Origin of the sequence: Prevotella multiformis (assembly GCF_018127985.1) — a bacterium.
Taxonomy (GTDB): Bacteria; Bacteroidota; Bacteroidia; order Bacteroidales; family Bacteroidaceae; genus Prevotella; species Prevotella multiformis.
In genome coordinates this window covers 1,291,842-1,315,955 of record NZ_CP072357.1, presented here as the reverse complement: position 1 = coordinate 1,315,955, position 24,114 = coordinate 1,291,842, and the positions used below count along the sequence as shown (strand labels likewise).

Below are 24,114 nucleotides of genomic sequence, written 5' to 3'. Positions count from 1 at the left end.
CTTCCCTTTGAGGCAGGTTCTAAGAACATGCCTTAAGCCCACCGCTTCCCCGCCCGGTCTGCCCGGTTCACTCCTTGTTCATCATCGGACGCGATACCCGCAGGAGGATGGCAAAGAGGATGCAGGCCGTGAGGAAGCCGGCGATGGCATCAATGAGGTAATGTGCCTGGATATAGACGGTGGCACAGCACAGCAGGAGATAGAAAGGTGCGAGGACGGCAAGCAGCCGGTAGTTGCGGTCGTGCCAGAGGAGCAGCATGCAGATGGTGCTGACGCCCACGTGCGAACTCGGGAAGGCAGCCGTCGGGCGTTCGCCGGCCGCCTTGGCATCTTCGACGAGATGATAGAAGATGCCGTCGGTGAATCCCGGACTGGGCAGGCACGCCTGGTGGTGGTTGAAGTAACCGTGCAGACTGGGGAAGACACCTGCCGTGATGTTCTGCAATCCTACCGCCTTGTAATAGAAGGTAGGTCCGGCGACAGGCACGAAGATGAAGACAACGTAATAGATAAAGAAGGAAGCCAGGATGATGAAGGCCGCCCGGTTGAACTCCCGGTATTTCCATCCGAAGTAATAGACGGCTGTCGCGGCGATCATCGGGTAATAGGCGGCATACCCCATGTCGAACAGCTCGCTGAAGACATGACCGGGGAGAACCTTTGAAAAGAGCAAGGCGGGCTGGCAGCCGAAGAGCGACTGTTCCCAGGCGGCAAAGACATGGTCGAGGTTGGGCAGGTGACGGTTGATCTCGTAAGTGTCCGGATACCACCAGGCGAGCAGTGCCATCTGCACGGCGACACGTGCGAAGCGGGTCAGCCGGCAGGGTGCCATGCGGTAGACGATCCACATGGCGGCGGTCAGGGCGATGATACGGAGTCTTCCGAGGAGCATTGCCTGCGGATTCTTCATGCTGGTGTACATGAAGAGTATGAGGAAAAGCGTCAGCAGCAGGTAGCCCATTGCCACCCATTCAAAAGCCATGAGTCCCTTTACGGGATGCTTTTCTAATCTGAATAGTTGTTTCATTGTTTCTGTTGTCATTGGACTGGCAGGTACGGCAGGCCGCTTACAGCCAGCCGGCCTTCCTGTACCAGGCTATGGTCTCCTTCACTCCCCGCCTGAGGTCGTACTGCGGGCGGTAGCCCAGTTCCTCAATTGCGGGACGGATGTTGCAGCGCCAGTTGCGTTGTCGGAGTATCTGGTACTTGTCGTTGTTCAAGGCCGAGATCCTGCCTGTGAGGTGTCCGGCAAGGTCGCCGAAGAACGTCACGATGCGCAGTAGCCAGAGGGGGGCGGTGATGCGGATCCGCCACGGACGGCCCAGTTCCTCATGGATGAGGTCGCTGAAGTCGGTGCTCCGGTAGACGTTGCCGTCGCTCAGGAAGTAGGCGCTGCCTGTCTTCCCGTGGTCGAGGGCGAGGAAAACGGCCTGCACGACATCCTTTACATAGACGAAGGTGATGTCCTGCCGGCGGTAGCCTGCGGCGAAGTCGGTGTGTCCCTGGATGCTCTTCGCCATCAGGAAGTAGTCCTTTTCGCGAGGCCCGTACACGCCGGTGGGTCGCAGGATGACGCAAGGGAAGGAGGAGGGAATCGAAGCCTCCGCCTCCAGCTTGCTCTTTCCGTACGCCGTGTTGGGCCGCGGCGTGTCCGTAGGTTCAATCTCCCCGTAAGGCTGCTGTTCCCTGATAGCGCCGAAGATGCTGAGACTTGACAGGAAGACAAAGCGTTCCAGAGGCTGTCCGAGCTCCTGGAGCGCCTGCACGAGGTTGCGGGTTCCGTCACGGTTGACACGGAAGAAGTCTTCTTTGTCCAGACATTTCGTCACGCCCGCGGCATGGACCACATAGTCAAACGCATGTCCCGAGAGCTGTTCCTTCAGTCTGTCGACGGATGAGAAGTCTAATTCTATGAAATGAATACGCTCATCCCGCAGGTATTCCCGTGAGGAGGAAGGGCGTACGGCAGCCCAGGTTTCCATGCCTTTCAGCAGCGCTTCTTCCACGATGAAGGAGCCGATGAAGCCTGATGCACCTGTTATGAGTATCTTTTTCATTAAAAATTCGTTGCAAACGTTTGCAAAGATACAAACTTTTTCGTTACTTTGTGGAAAATAACAAAACCCAAGTTACCCCCTTCATGTGTTTTGTACGTATAGCGACAGGTTGCAGCCGTTCTGCCGGCCGTCTCTTCTGAGGGCTTCGTACATCATTATCCATGGCTGCTGCAGATGTCTCCGGAGAGACCTGTGACTTGGGGCCAAACGATTGATTCCACTATGAGGAAAGAAAAGAAAGACAGCAGGCGACTGACCAAGAAGCAGCTTTCGGAGAAGCTGACCGCTCTCTTCCAGTCGCAACCCGACGAGACATTCAGCTTCAAACAGATATTCCATGCACTGAAACTGAAGACGCATCCGGCCAAGATGCTGGCAATAGACGTGATGGAGGAGATGGCCTGGGACGACTTCCTGTCGAAGGTGGGCGACGGCGCTTATACGCTCAACACCAAGGGACAGGTGCAGGAAGGTACGTTCATCCGGAAGGCGAACGGCAAGAATACGTTCCTGCCCGATGACGGCGGAACACCGGTCTTCGTCTCCGAACGCAACTCCATGGCTGCCCTGAACGGCGACCATGTGCGGGTACAGTTCATGGCCCGCCGTCAGAACCACATAAAGGAGGCAATGGTCATCGAGATACTGCAACGGAAGAAAGACACCTTCGTAGGAAGGTTGCGGGTCGAGAAGGACATTGCCTTCCTCGTAACACAGGAGAACCTCTTCATCCATGACATCCTGATTCCGAAGAAGAAGCTGAAAGGCGGGAAGACGGACGACCGTGCGCTGGTGAAGATTACCAGGTGGCCGGATGCCGACCACAAGAACCTCGTGGGTGAGGTGGTGGATGTGCTGGGCAAGGCCGGCGACAACGACGTGGAGATGAACACCATCCTCGCCCAGTACGGTCTGCCTTACAAGTATCCGAAACGTGTCGAACAGGCTGCCGAGAAGATCAGTGCCGAGATTACGGAGCAGGACTTCAAGGAACGGGAGGACTTCCGGGACGTGTGGACCTGCACGATAGACCCGAAGGATGCAAAGGACTTCGACGATGCGCTCTCTGTCCGGAAGCTGAAGAACGGACTGTGGGAAGTGGGCGTACACATCGCCGACGTGTCGCATTATGTGAAGGAAGGAGATATCATCGACCGTGAGGCGCAGCAGAGGGCGACATCGGTCTATCTCGTCGACCGCACCATCCCGATGCTTCCCGAGCGGCTGTGCAACTTCATCTGTTCGCTCCGCCCGGACGAGGAAAAGCTCGCTTTCAGCTGCATCTTCAACCTGGATGAGGAGGCCAACGTGAAGGCTTACCGCATCGTGCATACTGTCATCAAGTCGAACCGCCGTTATGCCTACGAAGAGGCACAGCAGCTGCTGGAGGACAACGGGGTGGTGGACGGTACGGGCGAGCCTGCCCCGAAGCCCGGGAAAGCCGGTTACAAGGGCGAATATGCCGAAGAGGTGATTACGCTCGACCGCCTTGCGAAACTTCTCCGTGCCCGCCGCTTCAAGAAGGGGAGCGTCAAGTTCGACTCGGAAGAGCTCCACTTCGACGTGGATGAGAAAGGGAAGCCCATCCGCTGTTACTTCAAGCGGTCGAAGGATGCAAACAAGCTCATCGAGGAATTCATGCTCCTGGCCAACAAGACTGTGGCCGAAAGCATCGGAATAACGGAGAAAGGGAAGAAAGCGAAGACCCTTCCTTACCGTGTCCATGACAATCCCGACCCGCAGAAGTTCGAGAACCTGCGTGAGTTTACCGCCAAATTCGGCTACAAGCTCAAGTCGTCCAGCACCAAGGGGGCTACTGCCCGTGCGCTGAACAAGCTGATGGACGAGGTGCAGGGCAAGCGGGAGGCGAAAGTGATACAGATGATCGCGCTCCGTTCGATGATGAAGGCGAAATACACCACACACAACATCGGACACTTCGGACTGGCCTTTGACTATTACACCCACTTCACCTCGCCGATCCGGCGTTACCCGGATACGATGGTCCACCGCCTGATCACGCGCTACCAGCAGGGCGGGCGGTCTGCCAACAAGGAGCATTACGAGGAGCTGTGCGAGCATTGTTCGGACATGGAGCTCGTTGCCCAGAATGCGGAACGCGACTCCATCAAGTACAAGATGGTGGAGTTCATGGGCGACCGCATCGGTGAATGCTACGATGCACACATCTCCGGCATCCAGAGCTTCGGCATCTATGCGGAGATCGATGAGAACCACTGCGAGGGCATGATACCGATGCGCGACCTCGATGATGACTATTATGAGTTCGACGAGAAGAACTACTGCCTTGTCGGCCGACGGCATCACCACGTCTACCGGTTCGGCGATCCCGTCCGCATCCAGGTGGCGAAAGCTGACCTGGAACGTCGCCAGCTCGACTTCACGCTCGACGACGGCCGTCCGCCGAAGGTCAGGCAGGCCGCCGCCGATGCGGCCGGATATGGAAGGAAAAAGGGAAAGAAAAGGCGCAGGAGGTAATGCGCCGTACCGTCATGAAGCCGGTTTAGGTGAGACTCCGGTCACAGATGATCCTTGTTTGCAGGGGACAACGCTCCTCTGATGACCGGCCCTATTCCGGCTGCCTGTCGCAGGGGGTAAGCCGTCAACACGAACGGTGTCTGCCGCGAGTTCCCCATGACGTGCATCAGCACGGCCGGTGTCTTCCGGCGGTCTGGCACGTGACGGATATCAGAACTTCGGCAAGAGGGGGAAGGCAGCTCCCGTCCTGTCGCTATATGACTGGATGCCGGCGGTCGGCTTCTATGGGCCGGAATGGGCGGACAGCCCCCTGATAGGCTTATATAAGGGTTCTTCCGCTAAATGCGTAGATTGGAAACTGATGAAAGGCTTATGCACTTGCATGGCATGACTGTCCAAAATCGGATGGCCTTGCAAAGGAGGATAAACTACGGGATAAAATGCAGGAAAGACAGATAGATACGATGCCTGTCCATCAGCCCGTCTTCTACAAACAGCTTATTCCCCTATCATCGGTATTTGTAAACTGTTTTCATGCAACGCAAAGCAACACATGCCCTTTTAGCCTCTAAAAGATGCCTGATTGGCCTGCAACAGATGCCCTTTTAGCGTGTTACTAACGCCCTTTTGAAGCCCAATCAGGCACCTTTTTAAAACGGCTTGACAACCAATTGATTTACTGCTGGTTAGAAACTTGCTTTTTGTACGTGTTTTTTATATTTGCAGATGATCCGTCTGAAATTATGTAATGGTTTTTCAAAACCTTGTCTGTATTTTCAATGTATTAAAATGAAAAGCCTTTTGCATCGGAGGATGATGATAGCCAGTTGACGGTACTGACCATGTTTTTGTTGAATGAATCACTCTGGTTTTTCCGCTAAAGCTATACGAAGAGCATCCGCAAATTTAACGGAAGAGCCCATATAAATAAGGTGTGTCCCCCAATAGAGGGATGCCTGCATAATGGTTCGGTCAGAAACACAGGAACGCAGGGACGACACGGATGGATTTGTCCATAAACAGCCTTTCCGGCGGACAAAGGACCGTGCGTCCCTGCGTTTCTGTGTGTACAGGACGGACCTGTTCAGCGGTCGAGCTTCCACGTGACACCGTCCTTGGTGTCCTTCACCTGGAAGCCGGCAGCGGAGAGGGCGTCGCGGATCTGGTCGCTGACAGCCCAGTTCTTCTCGGCTTTCGCCTTGGCGCGGAGGTCGAGCACCATATCGACAACCTTTCCGTAAGCCTCCTCACGGGCGTCATTGTCGGCACTGCGCTCGTTCTTCAGACCGAGGATGTCGAAGGCGAAGAGGTGCATCGCCTCCGTGAGTTCCTTGAGGTCACCGGCAGAAATCTGCGCTTTGTGGTCGATGAGGATGTTCACAAGATGGCAGGCCTCGAAGAGTTCCGAGATGACGGCAGGCGTCATCAGGTCGTCGTTCATCGCCTCGTAGCACTTCTTCCGGAAAGCCGATACGAACTTGCCGGTATTTCCGTCGGAGGCTGCGGAGGCCTGGATGCGGGTCAGGTCTTCAATGCCGTTCATCAGCCGTTCATAGCCCTTCTCGGCAGCCTGCAATGCTTCGTTGGAGAAGTCGACCGTCCCGCGGTAATGCGCCGAGAGGATGAAGAAGCGGATGGTCATGGGCGAATAGGGCTGCGTGAGCGTCTCGTGCCTGCCGGTGAAGAACTGTTCGAGCGTGATGAAGTTGCCGAGCGACTTGCCCATCTTCTGTCCGTTGATGGTGATCATGTTGTTGTGCATCCAGTACTTCACCATCTGGTCGCCCTGGGAGGCCACGGCCTGTGCGATCTCGCACTCATGGTGCGGGAAGATGAGGTCCATTCCCCCGCCGTGAATGTCGAAGTGTTCGCCCAGATACTTCCGTCCCATCGCCGTACATTCGCAGTGCCAGCCGGGGAATCCGTCGCTCCACGGTGAGGGCCAGCGCATGATGTGTTCCGGCATGGCACGCTTCCAGAGTGCGAAGTCGGCCTGGTTGTGCTTCTCACCTACTCCTGCCAGCTCGCGCGAGTTGTTGATCATGTCGGTGAGGTTGCGCCCGGAGAGGATGCCGTAGTGGTGGTCCTTGTCGTATTTCTCCACATCGAAGTAAATACTGCCGTTGCTTTCATAGGCATATCCGTTGGCAAGAATCTGCTTTACAAGCTCTTCCTGCTCGATGATGTGGCCTGTTGCGTGCGGCTCGATGCTCGGCGGAAGGACGTTCAGCGCACGCATCGCATCGTGGTAACGGTTGGTGTAATGCTGTGCGATTTCCATCGGTTCCAGCTGTTCGAGGCGTGCTTTCTTCTCTATTTTGTCGTCGCCTTCGTCCGCATCATGTTCCAGATGTCCCACATCAGTGATGTTGCGCACGTAGCGCACTTTGTACCCGATGTGCCTCAGATAGCGGAAGAGAATGTCGAAGGTGATGGCAGGGCGGGCATGCCCGAGGTGCGGATCGCCGTAAACGGTAGGTCCGCAGACATACATGCCCACGTGGGGGGCTGCTGTCGGCTGGAAGAGTTCCTTCTTCCGGTGCAGCGTATTGTAAATAACCAAGTCTTGCATAAGAGAGCTGTTTATAATCTTTATGTTGCAAAATTACAAAATTATTATCAGCCTTCATACAATTGTGCGGTCTTTTTGCTACCTTTGCCGCACGGCGGTCCTGCCCATACAGGGAAGCAGCCGTTCGTTTTCAGAAACAGTCAAAAACAAAATCTTATGATTATCACGACAACTCCGACCATTGAAGGTCATCCCATCCAAGCGTACAAAGGACTGGTCACCGGCGAGACCATCATCGGTGCAAACGTTTTCAAGGACTTCCTTGCCGGCATCCGCGACTTCTTCGGCGGACGCAGCGGTGCCTACGAGAAAGTGCTCCGTAAGGCCAAGGACACGGCTATTCAGGAGATGATGCAGCGGGCGGAAGAGCTGGGAGCCAACGCCATTGTCGGCATCGACCTCGATTACGAGACCGTCGGACAGGGCGGTTCGATGCTCATGGTGACGTGTTCCGGTACGGCGGTGAGTATCGTATAGGCCTGTACGGGAGAAACCGGAAAAGGTGTGCCGGAATATTCCAGCACACCTTTTCCGGTTCCTTTGTCTATCCTGGCCGGCTGCTGACAGCCATAGGAATGGGGCTTCCGTACTGCCTGCTCCGCCCCGGATGGGTACAAAATGCGGGGCAGTGGCGGTCTGACGGCCTGTTACGGCTGACTGTACTGCCTTCCTCTCGACCGCAGGATGGCCCACACACCGAGGGCGATGAGCGGAAGGCTGAGAATCTGCCCCATGTCGATGGGCAAGCCTGCCTCGAAGGCTTCCTGTACTTCCTTGGTGTATTCGATGACGAAACGGAAAGTGAAAATAAGCGTGAGGCAGAGACCGAAGTAGAGCCCTGTCCCGACCTTCTCCGGATGTTTCCGGTAAATAAGGAAGATGACAACGAAGAATACGAGGTAAGCAATGGCTTCATAGAGCTGCCCGGGATGGCGCGGGTGGGTGTCGACATTGTAGAAGATGAACGCCCACGGCACGTCAGTCACCTTGCCGATGATTTCCGAATTCATCAGGTTTCCAAGCCGGATAAAACACGCCGTGATGCCTGAGCAGATGCCGAAGAAATCGAGCACCACCCAGGTGTTCATCCCCGATCGGCGGATGTAGAGGTAGAGTGCGATGAGCAGTCCGGCCACTCCGCCGTGGGATGCCAGCCCCTGATAGCCCACGTATTTCCACGATCCGTCGGCAAGGTGGTGGAAAGGAATGAAGATGGAGAGGAATCCGTCCCAAGAAGTAAGGAAGTCCTGCGGCTCATAGAAGAGGCAGTGACCCAACCGGGCACCTGCCAGTACGCCGAAGAAGACATAGAGGAAAAGCGGGTCGAACTTCTCGTCAGGGATTTTGTGCCGCCTGTAGAGCCACTGCATCAGAAAATAACCCAGGACAAGTCCCACGAGCCAGCACATTCCGTACCAGCGGACAGGAACCGAGCCGATGCGGAAGATTACCTCTTCGGGCTGCCAGACGATGTAAAGTAGATTGTTCATAAGATAAAAGAAATCAGAACAGCCTCATCCTCGAATCCCCTCCCCGGTGCATTCGGCCGGTGACCGTCGGTCTGGAGAAGAGATGGAGGGGAAGACGCTATACGTTGAACCTGAAGTGCATGATGTCGCCGTCCTGCACCACGTAATCCTTGCCTTCAATACCGAGCTTGCCGGCTTCGCGAATGGCAGCCTCTGAACCATACCTGAGGTAGTCGTCGTACTTGATGACCTCCGCACGGATGAAACCTTTCTCGAAGTCGGTGTGGATGACGCCGGCACACTGCGGAGCTTTCCAGCCTTTGTGGAAGGTCCAGGCCTTTACCTCCATCTCTCCGGCGGTGATGAAGGTCTGGAGGTTCAGCAGGTGGTAGGCCTTCTTGATGAGCCGGCTCACGCCGCTCTCCTCCAGTCCGAGCTCTTCCAGAAACATCTTCTTGTCCTCGTAGCTGTCGAGAGACGCGATGTCCTCCTCGGTCTTGGCAGCGATGACCATGGCCTCCGCTCCCTCCTCGGCAGCGATCTGCTCAATCTGCCGGCTGTATTCGTTGCCGGTCTTGGCACTGTCCTCATCGACGTTGCAGACATAAAGCACCGGCTTTGTCGTCAGGAGGAAGAGGTCGTGGGCGGCCTGCTGTTCCTCCTTGCTGTCAAACTCCACGCTGCGGGCGTTCTTCCCCTGCTCCAGTACTTCCTTATAAGCCTCCAGGACAGACACCATCAGCTTGGCATCCTTGTTACCTGCTGCGGCTACCTTCTGCTGTTTCGAGAGCTGCGACTCGATGGTTTCGAGGTCCTTGAGCTGCAGTTCGGTGTCTATGATTTCCTTATCCTCAACCGGATTGACGGCCATGCCGCCCTCACGTACCACGTTGTCATCCTCGAAGCAGCGGACGACATGGATGATGGCATCGCACTCACGGATGTTGCCAAGGAACTTGTTGCCCAGTCCTTCGCCCTTTGAAGCACCTTTTACAAGTCCTGCTATGTCGACAATCTCGCAGGTAGCAGGAACGATGCGTCCCGGATGGACAATCTCTGCCAGCTTGTTCAGCCGCTCGTCAGGAACAGTGATGACACCGAGGTTCGGCTCAATCGTACAGAAAGGGAAGTTGGCTGCCTGTGCCTTGGCACTGCTCAGACAGTTGAAAAGCGTGGACTTGCCGACATTCGGCAGTCCTACAATACCACATTTTAATGCCATGCTTAAATAAACGTTTATATCTCTGGTGCAAAAGTACACAATTTATTTGAGATAAGCGATGATAGGCGGGGATAAGCGGTGGTGACCTTTGAAGGATAGGCGATTGTAGGCGGTGATGAGCTGTGAGGAGTAGGCGGTGATAAGCGGTGATAAGCGGTGATAGGCGGTAATGGTCCTACCCTATCATCGCTTATCATCGCCCATCATCGCCTACAATTCTGTTTCAAAGGCTTCCGCCTCGGCAGCCGCAATGATGGCCTCCCGGTTTTTCTCCTTTGAAGAAGAAGTATCAGGGGAGGTGTGATCTCCGGAGTTCTTTCCTGTCTCTGACCTCCGGGAATCAACCGGATGGTCTGTCTTCACTTCATCAGCGGCCGATGACTTCTCGTCGAACACTTCTTCCTGGAAGGGATTCTCATGCTTCTCGACCTCGGTCTCAGACCCTACGATGAAATTCATGTCCTGTGTCGTTTCCGGCACATTCAGCACGGGTTCTTCCTCCATCTTCGTGCGGTTGGCCTTGGCCGAGAACACCTCGTCGATGAACTGCGGCTCACGGCGCAGCCGCTGGAGTGTCAGTTTGGAAGCCTCCTGCTGGCTTTCCTTCTTCGAATAGCCGCGCCCCTCGCCACATGGCAGTCCCTCCATGAGCACCTGAAAGTAGAAGGTAGGACTACCCTGCTTGTCCTTCTGGTTCTCAATCAGCTTGAATTCCATCTTCACCTTGTTCTTCTGGCTCCATTCGATGAGTTTCGACTTGAAGTTCACCTCCTTGTAAGCCACCTTGTCAATGTTGATGAGTTCGCCGAGAATCCGGGTCTTCATGAACTGCATGCAGGCATTGTAGCCGTGGTCGAGATAGAGTGCGCCGACCAGCGCCTCAAAGGCATTACCCCCCAGATAACTGTTATGCGACGACGAATGGCCGTTGGAGAGAATCAACTGGTTGATCCCCATCTCCTTGGCCAGCCGGTTGAGCGTATCGCGCTGTACGATCTTCGACCGTGTATTGGTGAGGAAACCTTCGCGTTTCCCCGGGAAATGTTCGTAGACAATGTCGCCGACGATGGCATCGAGGATGGCATCGCCCAGAAATTCAAGTCGTTCGTTGTTTACGGGCTTTCCCTTTGCATTACGACGCGCTACGCTCTTGTGCAGGAGTGCAGTCTTGTAATAAGTGATATCGTGTGGGATAATGCCGATAATCTGGTACAAGGACAGATAAAGCTCCTTTTCCTTGCGGAAAGGGAGCCTTATTCTGTCGATAATATTATTCAGCATACTTCTTGAATACAACACAAGCATTGTGGCCGCCGAAACCGAAGGTGTTGCTGAGCGCAGCACGTACCTCGCGCTTCTGGGCCTTGTTGAACGTGAAGTTCATCTGATAGTCCAGTTCCGGATCCTTGTCATCTTCCTCGTGGTTGATGGTAGGAGGAACGATGTCGTTCTTCACGGAAAGGACGCACGCCATGGCCTCTACGGCACCTGCCGCACCGAGAAGGTGGCCGGTCATGCTCTTGGTAGACGAGATGTTCAGCTTGTAGGCTGCCTCGCCGAACAGCTCCTTGATGGCTTTCGCCTCGGAGATGTCGCCGACGTGGGTGGACGTGCCGTGGACGTTGATGTAGTCGATGTCCTCCGGCTTCAGACCGGCATCCTCGAGCGCCGCCTTCATGACGAGCTTGGCACCGAGTCCGTCCGGGTGGGAAGCTGTGATGTGATAGGCATCAGCCGACTCGCCTTCACCGATCATCTCGGCATAGATCCGGGCACCGCGGGCTTTCGCATGCTCCAGTTCCTCGAGGACCAGGCATCCTGCACCCTCGCCCATCACGAAGCCGTCGCGGCTTGCAGAGAACGGGCGGGAAGCGTGCTCCGGATCGTCGTTGCGTGTGGACAGGGCGTGCATGGCGTTGAAGCCCCCTACGCCGCAGGCGCAGATGGCAGCCTCAGCACCACCGCTGACGATGATGTCGGCCTTGCCGAGACGGATCTGGTTGAATGCCGCTGCCAGGGCGTTGCTCGAAGAGGCGCAGGCCGATGTCGTCGTATAGTTGGGACCGTGGAATCCGAAATGGATGCTGATCTGTCCGGCTGCGATGTCCGCAATCATCTTCGGGATGAAGAAGGGGTTGAACTTCGGGCCGTTCTCCGGATGGGTCGCATAGTAGCTCACCTCGTCCTCGAAGGTCTTGATACCGCCGATGCCCACACCGTAGATGACGCCGATGCGGTTCTTGTCGGCCGTCTCCAGGTCGATTCCCGCGTCCTTTACGCCTTGCATGGCGCTGATCATTGCCAGCTGCGTATAGCGGTCGAGCTTGCGGGCCTCCTTGCGGTCAATGTAGTCATTGATGTTCAGGTCTTTCACCTCGCAGGCGAACTGTGTCTTGAACAGGGACGTATCGAAACTTTTAATAGGAGCTGCACCGCTCTTGCCTGCCAGCATGTTCTGCCAGGTCTCCTCGGGAGTGTTACCCAACGGAGTAACGGCACCCAGACCTGTTACAACTACTCTTTTTAATTCCATGCGTTGAAATATAAATTAAAAAAGTAAAGCTAAAAAAAAGCCAAGCAAAGGGATTGGCTTTGCTTGGTGCTTTTATGTTGAGCAGATGCTTACTTAGCGTTCTCCTCAATATAAGAGATAGCGTCGCCTACCGTAGAGATCTTCTCTGCCTTGTCGTCTGGAATGGAGATGCCGAATTCCTTCTCGAACTCCATGATGAGCTCTACTGTGTCCAAAGAGTCAGCACCGAGGTCGTTTGTGAAGCTTGCTTCCGGCTTTACCTCTGCCTCGTCAACACCCAGTTTGTCTACGATAATAGCCTTTACCTTTGATTCAATTTCTGACATAATTGTAAGTTTTAATTTGTTTAATATTGATTTCCAAATTCTAAAATGCGCTTGCAAAGGAACTGTTTTTTTTCGATGTGTGCAAGTTTTTTGCTTAAAAAAGCACTTGACACTGCACAAACTGTATATATGTGTGCAGGTTTTTTGCCCTTTTGTAACTTTATCTAACGATAAATCAAATGTTTATATCGCCTTGTTTAAACCATAATTATAATTCTGCACACCTGTCCGTAAGGGAGTGCAGGGAGGTGAAAAGCGGTTCTTCCGTTCCATGCGTGGATGCTTTTCGTATAGTTTTGACGGAAGAACCGAAGTGATTCATTCAACAGAAACATGGGCAAAACCGTCAGCTGTCCATCCTATTATTATCCTCCGATACAAAGCCCTTTTCATTTTGATACGTTGGAAATACAGACAAGGATCTGAAAAGTCTTTACATTGTTTCAAACAAATCAGCTGCAAATATACAAATACGTGCGAAAAAAGCGAGTTCGCAACCGGCAGTAAATCAACAGGTTGCCAAGCCGTTTCAAAAAGGTGCCTGATTGGACTCCAAAAGGGCGTTGGTAAGGCTCTAAAAGGGCACCTGCTGCAAGCCAATCAGGCATCTTTTAGAAGCTAAAAGGGCATGTATTGCTTTGTATTGCATGAAAACAGTTTACAAATACCGATGATAGGGGAATAAGTTGTTTGTAGAAGACGGAAAAGACACGTCAGTGCAGAAGCCTTTATTTTCAATCGGCGCATTTAACGGAACAACCGGACATCCGGCGTTTCTCGGGGCCGCCAGTTCAGAAAGAGGCGGCTGCTCCTTCCTTCTTTGCTTTCCTGCCGGCAGGCTCCGGCTTCTGCCAAGGGAGGTGAATGCCGGAAATGATTGCAAGAATTCTTCCTGTCAGGCTGTTACGGAACTTGTAGAGCATTTTGTAAACAATCAAAGGACCGTAGACGCCCGTCAGGATGGCGAGGAACTGGTAACAGAGAGCATCGAGGTGGGAGAAATGGGTCAGTATCTGGAGGCACAAGGCCTGGAAGATACCGTGATAGAGATAGATGGTATAGGATGCCGGAGAGAGATGACCGAGAAAACGAAGTCCATGTATGGTGTATAAGCGTGCCAGGCAGACCGACATGAGAATACCGTTCAAAGCAGACAATAAGCCTGCCAGGGGAGCTGTTCTTGTGTTTGAACTGATGAACGAGGCGGCCAGGGTAAGCAGAAAAAGCAGAAGAGCCGTTCTCTCTTTGTCGAGAAAGCGTATCAGGAGAAAGTCTGAGACAAAGTAGCCCAAGGCGAAATAGAAGGCATAATGGAGTGTTCCGGCAGCATTGAAAAGTGTGTCCTGAGAGAAAGGAAGGCTGGTATTTGCCAGTGCAAGCAGGAAGAGCAGAATACAGGGGGAAATACGGGGCGACCTGGGCTTCAGCCGCTGCGACAGAGAAAGTAGCGCTGCTGCAAAGACAAAGAGCAGAAACAGGGTAGGCAGGAACCAATAGGAGCCGTTGACATTGCGGTAAGGATAGATGAGCATGGCCGCATATTCGCCCCATCCGGCATGTATCGGGCGTACCATGAGCCGGGAAAGAAGAACTTTCGGAATGAACAGCAGCGTGCTCAATGCAAAGTAGGGGAGCAGCAGGCGGCGTGCCTTCCGCAGGAGGAAGGTGCAGAGGCTGATGGTCTTTCCCTGCATGGAGACGTGGAGCAGATAGCCCGATATGAAAAAGAAAAGCGGTATGTGGAACTGATAGATCCAGTCGACGACACGGCTTTCTGTCCGGAAGAAAGAGTGTCCGATGACTACCAGGAGGATGGCAAACACATGGAGGAAGGATATTTCGGCTATCTTCTGTTTCATCTGATGCGTTTTACTGTGTCGTCTTCTGCGTACCACACGCCGTCACAGCCGGCTTTCTCTGCCTTTGGAAGTAAGGACTCCAGCTGCTTTTTATCTGTTATTTCCTCGTTGAGAATGGTCTGTGGCCATTGGTAACCTGTCTGCTGCCTCACGGAATACCCCCACCCGAAGGCCTCGTAAGGAATGACCCAGAAAGAGGAATACTTTGTTTCTCCTTTCTCTAAATGTATCAGCATCACCTTGTTTACCGGCCGGCTGCACTGACTGACAAAGCTCCTTGCCATCCGTTCGCCCGTCTTTCCCGACAGCCAGGCGGCATAGCCGTGATGGAACAGGGTAAAGGCTGCGGTCAGCAGGTAGAGCGATGCCGAGACGATCAGTACCCGCTTGTTCTTGATCTGTTCGCAAAGCAGGGCAGTCATCATCGCTGCAAAGGGCAGCACAGCATAGCAGTGCATCAATGTGAATACGGTCATCAGATTGACGAAAGCCCCGGCAAAGAAGGATAAAAGCAGTACTGTGAGCGGTTTCCGCCACCTGTAGGAACGCAGCAGAAGCCATAGGAAAGGCAAGGGGAGCAGTCCTGTGACCACGACCACGGCAAGATGGCGGTGCTGGGGGTGGATGAGGCTGGCGTAATCGACGGGGTAGAGGGTCATTCCCAACAGCAGGCTGATGTTGCGCAGCAGCCGTTGCGCAGTGAACTCCATATAGACATTGTTCTCAAGATGGAAACTGTCGGTCAGCAGGAAACGGCAGACAAGATAGAGAACAAACGGAAGGCAGCCGCAGGCAGCCTGTCTCATTGCGTGTCTGAAACTGGCTTTTCCGACGCTCCACACAAGGAACGGCGGGCAGACAAACCAGATGTAACCAGACTCTTTGGCAAAGACTGAAAGCAGCGCACACAGCAGCCACAGTATAAGTCTCCGGCATCCTGACAGGCTGATGTAGCTGTATAAGGCAAGAAGTCCCCATAGAAGCGAATAGACCTGGTTCAGTGAATCGATGTCCAGGACGGTTCCCAGCGTGCCTGACGACAGATAAAAGAAAATGACAGACAGGTTGCGGGACAGCCTGCCGACCTGGAACCATTGCAGAATCCGGCAGATAAGCAACGTGTTGAGGATGTGTCCCAGCAGGATGAAAAGGTGGTTCAAGAGTGGGAAAAGCCGGTAATCAAGCCCGAGCAGATGCCCGAATAGCACGTCGAAAGGCCGCCAGTAGTTGCCGTCGGGCAGCAGACTCCGGATCGTCAGGGGCGTTGTCTGCGGTACGGTGTAATACGTCCAGTCGTCGAAGGTGGGCTGGAGCTGGCACAGCAGCAGCAATGCCAGCGGAGCCGTCAGCAGTATCCAGAAAATCGGATTGCGCCTTATCCGTGCCTTCATAGCTTTCATCAATTCACGACAGCAACCTTGCAGACAGTGCCGTTGTCGCCGTTTTCGCCGGCAGACAGCACCATATAGATGCCCGATGCAACCCGTTTACTGTTCTTGTCTTTGCCGTTCCAGACGAAAGTGCCGCCGTTGCTCGTGCCTTCGGCGACCAGAATGCCGTTGGTAGTGACAATCTTCACATCTGCATTCAGGGTAAGCCCGACAATGGTTATCGGCCCGGTATAACCGGGTTTCACCGGGTTGGGGTAGGCGTACACCTTGTCGTCATCGGGCGAATCGGCTGCCTTCGTGGCATCGCCCATATAGGAGCAGAGTCCTTTGTCTGTGGCGAAGAACACCTCTCCTGTGGCATCGTCGATGGAGATGGACTGCACGTTGTTGGACAGGAGATTGCTGTTCGACGTGAGGAAATGCTGTACCTGCGTCATGTTGTCGGCACTGATGAGGTAGGCACCGTTGCCTTTCGTGCCGAACCACTTGCGTCCGCCGCCGTCTATGGCCATGGCCGTGATGTCGAGACCGGCGAGCAGATAGTCGGCAAGATTGCTGCCGTCGTTGCGCGGCACCTTGACCTGTACGAAGCGGTAGCCGTCCTTGTCGTTCATCTGCGAGCGTCGGAGCACCAGCGGGCCGGCTGTCGTCCCGGTCCAGATGTCCCCTTCCATGTCCTCTGCCCAGCAGTGTACGGCGGTCAGTTCTATATTGTTTCCGTCGTCATTGACGAAGCGGGTGTAGGCGTTGAGTCTGTCGTTCTTCGGATCATAGGAGAACAGTCCCGGCTTGCGCCAGTCGTCATTGCAGAACCACAGCAGCCCCCGGCTGTCCTGTCGCATCTGTGAAAGGCCGGAAAGGCCCACGCCGTCTTTCATCAGTTCGGGCTTGCCGAAGGAGGTCATCTGCCCGTCTCTGGACAGCCGGATGAGGTTTTCTTTCTTTGTCTGGCTGTTGAGTACCCACAGGTTTCCGTCCCTGTCATAGGCCAGTCCGTTGACCAGAACATAGTTGTTGTCCAGTTCTTTCCCCCTGTCCATGGCGGCCTGCAGGATGCTGTTGTCCCTGTTGTAGAAGGAGACCATCCTGCCGGACTGAAACTCGTAGAGCCCTGTTCTCGCCCCTACATACACGTGCCCGCTGTTCTTCGGGTCGACGGCTACCGCCTTTGTTCCTCGGTAGAGATAGCCTGTACGGCTCGGGAAGTCGTCCTCGTAGATTTCCCACTCATCACCGTGCAGTACCTGCACGATGCCCGGGTTCTCCCAGTTGTCGGCAATCGGGTCGAAGAATCCGCCTGTCGTGTAAAGCCGGTTGTTATGGAAGTCAGTCCATATAAAGGTGTTGCGTTTCGGCCCGCCGGGTTTCAGTGTCTTGGCCTGCGCAAGCAGGTCGGCATCCATGGTATGGGGACGTGCCGTATAGCTGCCTGTATGTACCCAGTTGTTCCTGTCGAGGAGGTTGGCGGTCAGCAGGGCGCGGTAAAGGCCGTTGCTCTGGCTGGCAGCATAGATATAATTGCCTTCAATATAGCTGTAATTGACAGGGAAGGAGAGGTTGTAGCTGTCGGTGACCTCTGCCTTGGCGACATTCAGTCTGACGAGTCCGAAGCCGGTGGACAGGTAACAGTCTGTACCTGACATATCAATGCCGTTGACGGTCTTGTCTACCGTCAGCATCTTCAGGTAGTAGTCGGGGACGTTCGTCACATTGCCTCTGTCGTCCAGCAGGTCGATGTTATAGTCGGAATAGACGATTACCAGGCGGCGTGCCGGCCTGTTCCATCCGATGAAACGGATGTCCATATCACTCAGTCCGCTGGTCTTGTCGTAGGTCTGGATGCTCTTGTCGTTTTTGTTATAGGAGTAAAGGCTGCTGGAAGCAAGCACATACAGCTTGTTTCCTCCCTGTTCTACCCATTGTATGTTGCTGTAGGAAAGGTAGCTCTTCCACGTTCCCATGCCTTTGCCGGCGGCAGATACGGCAACTGTCAGCAGGAGAATAAGCGATAGGAAATATCTTTTTATGGTCATATCGTGTTCTTTTCGTAATGTAAATAATACAGGAGTTTATATACATTAAACCAGAAAACGCTCGGATTATTGCCTTGCAGATGCTTCTTTATGGGCTGTCCGGCAAGAGAATAAACCATGGAAAGCACGCCTTGCAGGTGTAATGCCCTAAAGTGCCCGGCCGTATCAAGCAGTCGGGAATAGTCTTTCAGCTGGTCGCGGAAGTTATACAGCGTGCGGAGAGACTCCTCTGTCTTCTCCAGAAACGTACTGTTTGAATCGAAGAAATCAAATGTTATGGGATTGTCAATATGTGTGATGGGGATGTGAGCTTCGGCAAGTGACTTGCCGAAGAGCACGTCTTCATAGCCGTACCGGGTGAAACGTTCGTCAAAAGAGCGGCTCCTCATAACACTTTTATGTGCTAAGAAATTGGCCGTACTGAAGTGTTCCGCGGCATATTGCTGTCTGTTCTTCACCGTATTCTTCTGCTCATACGCCTTCTCATAACGGTATCTGAGGTTGTTTCTCCATACATCCGGATCGCCGCCAATCCTTATTCCGCCTACAACAACATCCTTGTTTCTCGTCTGTAGATAACGTCGGATAAAGTGTGGATTGTCCAATGTCAAATCGCCGTCAATGAAGAGCAGCCACTCTCCTTGGGCCTGAGAAACGAGGAAATTGCGTATCGCTGAACGCCCGACGTTCTGCCGTCTTGTGATGTAACGTACCCCTTCCAGCCTTTCAATGCGCAGGTTGTGCTCTATATAGCTTGCAACGGAAGAACCGTCGTCAGCCACGATGATTTCAAAGTCGGCACTGCTTTCCACGCACTGCCGCTGCAGCTCTGTGACCAGAGCTGCACAGTTGCAGTTGTAAACAGGAAGAAGAATTGACAACATATCAGCTACTATGTCACGTCTCCAAGGAAGCGTTTTTACCTTTTTACTTTTTACCCTTTTCCTTTTCAAAGGGCCTGTTTTCCCTTTTTACTTTTTTACCCTTTTATCTTTCTCAGGTGTTCTGCCAGCTTCTTCACGGCTCTTGCCCGGTGGGAAATCTTGTTCTTCACCTCTTCTCCAAGCTCGGCAAAACTCTTGTCATAGCCCTCGGGGATGAAGATGGGGTCGTACCCGAATCCTTCCGAGCCGTGTTTCTCGGTTGCAATACGTCCGTCAACACGCCCTTCGAATTGATGTTCCACCCCGTCGATTATCAGTGAGATGACCGTGCGGAAACGTGCCGTCCGGTTTTCCATACCTGCCATCTTCGACAGCAGTTTACGCATATTCGCCTCGCTGTCGTGGTCGGTTCCCTCGGCATAGCGTGCCGAATGGACACCGGGTTCGCCGCCGAGCGCATCCACTTCGAGCCCTGTGTCGTCGGCAAAACAGTTCTGCCGGTAATGCCCGACGACATAGGTTGACTTCTGGCGGGCATTCTCCTGCAGTGTCAGTCCTGTCTCGGGAATATCCTCATGACAGCCGATCTCGGCCAGAGAGACAATCTCGAAGTCTCTTCCAAGAATCTCCTTGATCTCTTCCAGTTTGTGCCTGTTGTTTGTTGCAAATACTATTTTCATGTTCATGAAACGTTTTTAAGCCCTGAAAAATCCATGCCTGAGCATCACAGAGCCTGTTCTATACAACAGGGACACATTACCCCTGTTTCCGCAAAGGCTTGCCGCCGGCGGTTACACGGATCCTATGTCCCTGTAGCTACGCTGTCTGGGACACGGCTTCTCCAGCGTTTCTATTTCTTTTCATCGGCAGCGGTTTCCCTGGCCTGGGCCAGTTTCTTTTCCTGTCTTTTCTTCTCCTTCTTCGCCTTGATCTTTATCTGGTCGAAGCCTTCGCCATAGACACCGATGACCGAACTCTGGCTGACGAAGGCCGTCGGGTCGACCATCTTGATGATACGGAAGATGGTCTTGCTCTCGTTGCGCTTTGCCAGCAGACAGATGACCTTCATGTCGTTGCCTGTGTACCAGCCGTGACCGTCGAGGATGGTCAGGGCGTGTTCCGTCTCGTCGACGATGGCCTTGGCAATCTCCTCGTGTTTCCAGGAGAAGATCATGAACTGTACCGACTCCCGCCGCATATTCATCACGTGGTCCAGCATGAAGCACTCGATGAACATCGTACAGTAGCCGAAAACCATCTTGTGCAGCCGTTCCATGATGTCACCGAACTGGGGGAAGAACAGACAGCTGCCGACGATGAGGACATCGACTCCCATCAGAACCTGTCCGAGGGAGATGTCCCGGTACTTGTTGACGCAGGCTGCAATGATGTCCGTACCGCCCGTGCTGCCGTTGTTCAGGAAGACGATGGCCAGTCCGGTACCGGTAAGGCTGCAGCCGATGATCAGCGACATGAAGTCCTGTCCCTCGCCGAGCATCTTCACAAAGTCCCCGTTTGCATCCCTGGGCATCAGGTCCTGTGCGAAAATCAGCATGAAATAAAGGGCGAAGATGGCATAGATGGTCTTCATCAGGAACTTGAACCCCAGGATCTTCAGAGCGACGATCAGCAACGATACGTTGATGATGATATAGGTGTTCTGGATCTTGAAGCCTGTCGCATAGTAGATCACAGCAGACATACCCGTCACTCCGCCGGTCACGATTTCGTAAGGCATAAGAAAGACGGTGAAGGCTGCTGCATAGAGAAGCAGGCCTATTGTCAGAAAGAAATAATCTCTGGCTTCAGAGCGGATGAGTTGTTGATTAATAGTCATAGGTCTTCATTTGTGGGAATGGGAGGCGTATCAGAGGGAGCGCAGGTCTGTCTCCTGTCACCTTGATACGCCCGCCCGTTGTTTCTCGGGAATACTTATTTGCAGACGATGTTGACGATCTTCTTCGGCACGACGATGACCTTTACGATGGTCTTGCCGTCGATGTAGTGGCGGCTCCGCTCGTCGGCCAGAGCCGTCTTCTCGATGTCTTCCCGTGCGGCATCAGCCGGAAAGGTCATCTGGAAGCGTGCCTTGCCGTTGAAGGAGACGGTAAGCTGCACCTCGTTCTCCACGAGGTAAGCCTCGTCCCACGCCGGCCATGCGGCATCGCAGACACTCTTCGTCTCGCCGCCCAGCTGCTCCCACAGTTCTTCGGCCATGTGGGGTGCGAACGGTGCGATGAGGACGATCATCTTCCTCAGCAGTTCACGGCTGGCGCACTTCTGCTGTCCGAGTTCGTTCACGCAGATCATGAAAGCCGAGATGGCCGTGTTGTAAGAGAACTGTTCGATGTCGCCGGTCACTTTCTTGATGAGCCTGTGGACGCTCTTGAGCGACTCCTTTGACGGCTCTCCGTCGTCGAGTTCCTGCTGGTAGAGCTTCCAGAACTTCTTGAGGAAGCGGAAACAGCCGTCGATGCCGTTCGTGTCCCAGGGCTTGCTTGCCTCTACCGGACCGAGGAACATCTCGTACAGACGCAGCGTGTCGGCACCGTACTGCTCGACGATGTCGTCCGGATTGACGACGTTGAACATGGACTTTGACATCTTCTCGATGGCCCATCCGCATTTGTAGACGGCAGCTGGATTGGGGCGGTCGGCGGTGGATTCTGCTGAACGGGTGCCGTCCTCGAAGATGAATTCGGCGTTGTGGTACTCCGGACGCCATGCCTTGAAAGCTGCAATATCCAGTACGTCGGCATGGACGATGTTCACATCGACGTGGATGGGGGTGGTATCATACTTGTCTTTCTGTCCCAGGCTGACGAAGACGGGGGCTTTGGAATGGTCGTCGGAGTTGACACGGTAGACGAAGTTGGAGCGTCCCTGAATCATTCCCTGGTTGACCAGCTTCTCGTAGGGCTCTTCCTTGCAGCTGCAACCGAGGTCGTAGAGGAACTTGTTCCAGAAACGGCTGTAAATCAGGTGACCGGTCGCATGCTCCGTACCGCCGACATAGAGGTCGACATTCTGCCAGTATTCATCGGCTTTCCGGCCCACGAGTGCCTCGTCATTGTGCGGATCCATGTAACGGAGATAATAGGCCGAACTGCCTGCAAAGCCCGGCATCGTGTTCAGCTCCAGGGGGAAGACCGTGCTGCCGTCAACCAGTGACTTGTCGACGACCTTGCGCTCTGCTTCGTCCCATGCCCACACCTTCGCGCGGCCCAATGGAGGCTCGCCGGTCTCCGTAGGCTCGTACTTGTCAATCTCCGGCAGCTCCAGCGGCAGGCACTCCTCGGGCACCATGTAGGGCATTCCCTGCTTGTAGTAGACGGGGAACGGTTCGCCCCAGTAACGCTGGCGGGAGAAGATGGCATCGCGCAGCCGGTAGTTAATCTTCACGCGGCCGATGCCTTTCTCGGTGACGAACTGCTTCGTGCGGGCTATCGCCTCCTTGACGGTCAGTCCGTTCAGTGAGAAGCCGTCCAGACTCTCCTTGCCCGGGGCAGGGGAGTTGGTCACGATGCCTTCCTTTGCATCGAAGCTCTCCTCCGATACATCAGCACCCTCGATCAGCGGGATGATCGGCAGGTCGAAGTGCTTGGCAAAGGCATAGTCGCGGCTGTCGTGGGCCGGTACGGCCATGATGGCTCCTGTGCCGTAGCCTGCCAGGACATACTCTGAAATCCAGATGGGAATCTGCTCGCCGGTGAACGGGTTGATGGCGTAAGAACCGGAGAAGACGCCTGTCACCTTGCGGTCGGACATACGTTCCAGTTCCGTGCGCTTCTTCACATAGGCCAGATACTGTTCCACTTCGGCTTTCTGTTCGTCTGACGTCAGTTCGCTGACCAGCTCCGATTCCGGTGCAAGCACCATGAAGGAAACGCCGAACATGGTGTCTGCACGGGTTGTGAAGATGGTGAAATGCCCTTCCCGCATATCGTCTCCATTGCCTTGAGAGGCGTGTCTGGGGGTGAGGCTCTTGAACTCCACCTCCGTTCCTTCAGAGCGTCCTATCCAGTTCTTCTGTGTCTCCTTGATGGAGGCGGACCAGTCGATCTCTTCCAGTCCGTCCAGCAGCCGCTGCGCATAGGCCGATACACGGAGACACCACTGCTTCATCAGCTTCTGTACGACAGGGTAGCCCCCGCGCTCGCTCACGCCATTGACCACCTCGTCGTTGGCCAGCACTGTGCCGAGCCCCGGACACCAGTTCACCATCGTCTCGCCCAGATAGGCGATGCGGTAGTTCATCAGCGTCTTCTGTTGCTCCTGCTCGTCCATGCTCTTCCAGTCGTTGGCCGAGAACATCAGTTCTTCGCTCTGTGCTGCGTGGAGTTCGAGTGTCCCTTCTTCCTCGAAGTGGCGGATCAGTTCTGTGATGGGCAGTGCTTTCTGCCGTGTATAGTCATAATAGGAATTGAACATCCGCTCGAATGCCCACTGCGTCCAGTGGTAATAATGCGGATCGCACGTCCGTACCTCTCGGTCCCAGTCGAACGAGAAGCCGATCTTGTCCAGCTGCTCCCGGTATCGGGCGATGTTTTTCTGGGTCGTAACTTCAGGGTGCTGCCCCGTCTGGATGGCATACTGCTCGGCCGGCAGCCCATAGGCATCATACCCCATAGGGTTCAGGACGTTGAAGCCTTTGAGCCGCTTGTAGCGGGCATAGATGTCGCTTGCAATGTACCCCAGCGGGTGTCCGACGTGCAGTCCTGCTCCCGAAGGGTAGGGGAACATGTTGAGCACGTAGAACTTATGCTTATTCTCGTCTTCAACAACTTTGTAGGTCTTGTCCTCGACCCACTTCCGCTGCCATTTCTTCTCGATGTCTCTGAAGTTGTATTCCATTCTCTTTTTTAATTATATCTAATGTGCAAATTTACAAAAAGTTTCCGTAAACCGCTTCGTTTCTGTTGGATTTATAAACTGGGAACAAGGCAGAAAGCGGGAGGCTGCCGGTGGCATTCCGAGATGAAGTCTGCCTGATCATTCATGGGAATGATGTAGGAACAACAGTGGGTGTTTTGTAAAATAGATTATTTTATTATATTCGTTAGATTATTTCGTCGCCTGTTGCAGACTTCGTACCGATCCTTTACAGGATGCCTCCCTGCTGTCTGCGTAGTGGGGGACAGCGGATAGTCATGGTACGAGATATGTTTCTATGACTGCTGTCCGGTAAACCTTAGCCGTCATAGCTCTCCATGCGTAAATTCCATTTAACAGGCCATTCGTCATTGTTTTGGGAAATGGCAGCCTTCTA

Annotated in this window: 17 protein-coding genes; 2 read left to right on the top strand and 15 right to left on the bottom strand. The window is 54.0% G+C overall.

Annotation, left to right across the window (positions count from 1 at the left end):
* Positions 1–67: 67 nt before the first annotated feature.
* Complete coding sequence (locus J4864_RS05260) at positions 68–1,042, bottom strand: phosphatase PAP2 family protein (RefSeq protein ID WP_394370996.1); 975 nt, start codon at positions 1,040–1,042, stop codon at positions 68–70.
* A gap of 25 nt (positions 1,043–1,067) precedes the next feature.
* The gene (locus J4864_RS05255) at positions 1,068–2,057 is read right to left on the bottom strand and encodes an NAD-dependent epimerase/dehydratase family protein (RefSeq protein ID WP_211813980.1); all 990 of its coding nucleotides are present in this window, start codon (positions 2,055–2,057) and stop codon (positions 1,068–1,070) included.
* A gap of 222 nt (positions 2,058–2,279) precedes the next feature.
* Here J4864_RS05255 and rnr point away from each other — a divergent pair, with 222 nt between their 5' ends.
* Positions 2,280–4,556, top strand: a complete 2,277-nt coding sequence (gene rnr / locus J4864_RS05250; protein WP_211813979.1) for a ribonuclease R — start codon at positions 2,280–2,282, stop codon at positions 4,554–4,556.
* Between the two features lie 1,084 nt (positions 4,557–5,640).
* Here rnr and cysS read toward each other — a convergent pair.
* Complete coding sequence (cysS, locus tag J4864_RS05245; RefSeq protein WP_211813978.1) at positions 5,641–7,128, bottom strand: cysteine--tRNA ligase; 1,488 nt, start codon at positions 7,126–7,128, stop codon at positions 5,641–5,643.
* 156 nt (positions 7,129–7,284) lie between these two features.
* Here cysS and J4864_RS05240 point away from each other — a divergent pair, with 156 nt between their 5' ends.
* The gene (locus J4864_RS05240) at positions 7,285–7,605 is read left to right on the top strand and encodes a heavy metal-binding domain-containing protein (protein WP_211813977.1); all 321 of its coding nucleotides are present in this window, start codon (positions 7,285–7,287) and stop codon (positions 7,603–7,605) included.
* Positions 7,606–7,775: 170 nt separating this feature from the next.
* Here J4864_RS05240 and lgt read toward each other — a convergent pair whose 3' ends face one another.
* The 12 genes from lgt to J4864_RS05180 form a co-directional block, all read right to left on the bottom strand.
* A complete protein-coding gene (gene lgt, locus J4864_RS05235; protein ID WP_211813976.1) occupies positions 7,776–8,618 on the bottom strand; it encodes a prolipoprotein diacylglyceryl transferase in 843 nt (280 codons plus the stop codon).
* A gap of 97 nt (positions 8,619–8,715) precedes the next feature.
* Entirely contained in the window at positions 8,716–9,819 is a 1,104-nt protein-coding gene (ychF, locus tag J4864_RS05230) for a redox-regulated ATPase YchF (RefSeq protein WP_211813975.1), read from the bottom strand.
* A 210-nt stretch (positions 9,820–10,029) separates the two neighbouring features.
* Entirely contained in the window at positions 10,030–11,100 is a 1,071-nt protein-coding gene (gene rnc, locus J4864_RS05225) for a ribonuclease III (RefSeq protein WP_211813974.1), read from the bottom strand.
* Positions 11,090–12,352, bottom strand: a complete 1,263-nt coding sequence (gene fabF, locus J4864_RS05220) for a beta-ketoacyl-ACP synthase II (RefSeq protein ID WP_007367716.1) — start codon at positions 12,350–12,352, stop codon at positions 11,090–11,092. The genes rnc and fabF overlap by 11 nt, the downstream gene beginning before the upstream one ends.
* Before the next feature lie 89 nt (positions 12,353–12,441).
* Positions 12,442–12,678: an acyl carrier protein gene (locus J4864_RS05215; protein WP_007367715.1), complete on the bottom strand. Its 237-nt coding sequence runs from the start codon at positions 12,676–12,678 to the stop codon at positions 12,442–12,444.
* Between the two features lie 791 nt (positions 12,679–13,469).
* Positions 13,470–14,537, bottom strand: a complete 1,068-nt coding sequence (locus J4864_RS05210; protein ID WP_211813973.1) for an acyltransferase family protein — start codon at positions 14,535–14,537, stop codon at positions 13,470–13,472.
* A complete protein-coding gene (locus tag J4864_RS05205) occupies positions 14,534–15,928 on the bottom strand; it encodes a hypothetical protein (RefSeq protein ID WP_211813972.1) in 1,395 nt (464 codons plus the stop codon). The genes J4864_RS05210 and J4864_RS05205 overlap by 4 nt, the downstream gene beginning before the upstream one ends.
* 8 nt (positions 15,929–15,936) lie before the next feature.
* The gene (porZ, locus tag J4864_RS05200; RefSeq protein ID WP_211813971.1) at positions 15,937–17,961 is read right to left on the bottom strand and encodes a type IX secretion system anionic LPS delivery protein PorZ; all 2,025 of its coding nucleotides are present in this window, start codon (positions 17,959–17,961) and stop codon (positions 15,937–15,939) included.
* Complete coding sequence (locus J4864_RS05195; RefSeq protein WP_211813970.1) at positions 17,958–18,845, bottom strand: glycosyltransferase family 2 protein; 888 nt, start codon at positions 18,843–18,845, stop codon at positions 17,958–17,960. Before J4864_RS05195 ends, porZ begins: the two co-directional genes overlap by 4 nt.
* 95 nt (positions 18,846–18,940) lie before the next feature.
* Complete coding sequence (locus J4864_RS05190) at positions 18,941–19,525, bottom strand: non-canonical purine NTP diphosphatase (RefSeq protein ID WP_211813969.1); 585 nt, start codon at positions 19,523–19,525, stop codon at positions 18,941–18,943.
* Positions 19,526–19,695: 170 nt separating this feature from the next.
* Positions 19,696–20,682 (bottom strand): YitT family protein, encoded by a 987-nt coding sequence (locus tag J4864_RS05185; RefSeq protein WP_211813968.1) that lies wholly within the window; start codon positions 20,680–20,682, stop codon positions 19,696–19,698.
* A 95-nt stretch (positions 20,683–20,777) separates the two neighbouring features.
* Positions 20,778–23,699 carry a leucine--tRNA ligase gene (locus J4864_RS05180; RefSeq protein ID WP_211813967.1) on the bottom strand — a complete coding sequence of 974 codons (2,922 nt, stop codon included), beginning with the start codon at positions 23,697–23,699 and terminating at the stop codon, positions 20,778–20,780.
* Positions 23,700–24,114 lie beyond the last annotated feature (415 nt).

Bases quoted from the DNA above. Each gene is read 5' to 3' on its own strand.
- J4864_RS05260 (WP_394370996.1), bottom strand. From the start codon at position 1,042: ATGACAACAGAAACAATGAAACAACTATTCAGATTAGAAAAGCATCCC.
- J4864_RS05255 (WP_211813980.1), bottom strand. From the start codon at position 2,057: ATGAAAAAGATACTCATAACAGGTGCATCAGGCTTCATCGGCTCCTTC.
- rnr (WP_211813979.1), top strand. From the start codon at position 2,280: ATGAGGAAAGAAAAGAAAGACAGCAGGCGACTGACCAAGAAGCAGCTT.
- cysS (WP_211813978.1), bottom strand. From the start codon at position 7,128: ATGCAAGACTTGGTTATTTACAATACGCTGCACCGGAAGAAGGAACTC.
- J4864_RS05240 (WP_211813977.1), top strand. From the start codon at position 7,285: ATGATTATCACGACAACTCCGACCATTGAAGGTCATCCCATCCAAGCG.
- lgt (WP_211813976.1), bottom strand. From the start codon at position 8,618: ATGAACAATCTACTTTACATCGTCTGGCAGCCCGAAGAGGTAATCTTC.
- ychF (WP_211813975.1), bottom strand. From the start codon at position 9,819: ATGGCATTAAAATGTGGTATTGTAGGACTGCCGAATGTCGGCAAGTCC.
- rnc (WP_211813974.1), bottom strand. From the start codon at position 11,100: ATGCTGAATAATATTATCGACAGAATAAGGCTCCCTTTCCGCAAGGAA.
- fabF (WP_007367716.1), bottom strand. From the start codon at position 12,352: ATGGAATTAAAAAGAGTAGTTGTAACAGGTCTGGGTGCCGTTACTCCG.
- J4864_RS05215 (WP_007367715.1), bottom strand. From the start codon at position 12,678: ATGTCAGAAATTGAATCAAAGGTAAAGGCTATTATCGTAGACAAACTG.
- J4864_RS05210 (WP_211813973.1), bottom strand. From the start codon at position 14,537: ATGAAACAGAAGATAGCCGAAATATCCTTCCTCCATGTGTTTGCCATC.
- J4864_RS05205 (WP_211813972.1), bottom strand. From the start codon at position 15,928: ATGAAGGCACGGATAAGGCGCAATCCGATTTTCTGGATACTGCTGACG.
- porZ (WP_211813971.1), bottom strand. From the start codon at position 17,961: ATGACCATAAAAAGATATTTCCTATCGCTTATTCTCCTGCTGACAGTT.
- J4864_RS05195 (WP_211813970.1), bottom strand. From the start codon at position 18,845: ATGTTGTCAATTCTTCTTCCTGTTTACAACTGCAACTGTGCAGCTCTG.
- J4864_RS05190 (WP_211813969.1), bottom strand. From the start codon at position 19,525: ATGAAAATAGTATTTGCAACAAACAACAGGCACAAACTGGAAGAGATC.
- J4864_RS05185 (WP_211813968.1), bottom strand. From the start codon at position 20,682: ATGACTATTAATCAACAACTCATCCGCTCTGAAGCCAGAGATTATTTC.
- J4864_RS05180 (WP_211813967.1), bottom strand. From the start codon at position 23,699: ATGGAATACAACTTCAGAGACATCGAGAAGAAATGGCAGCGGAAGTGG.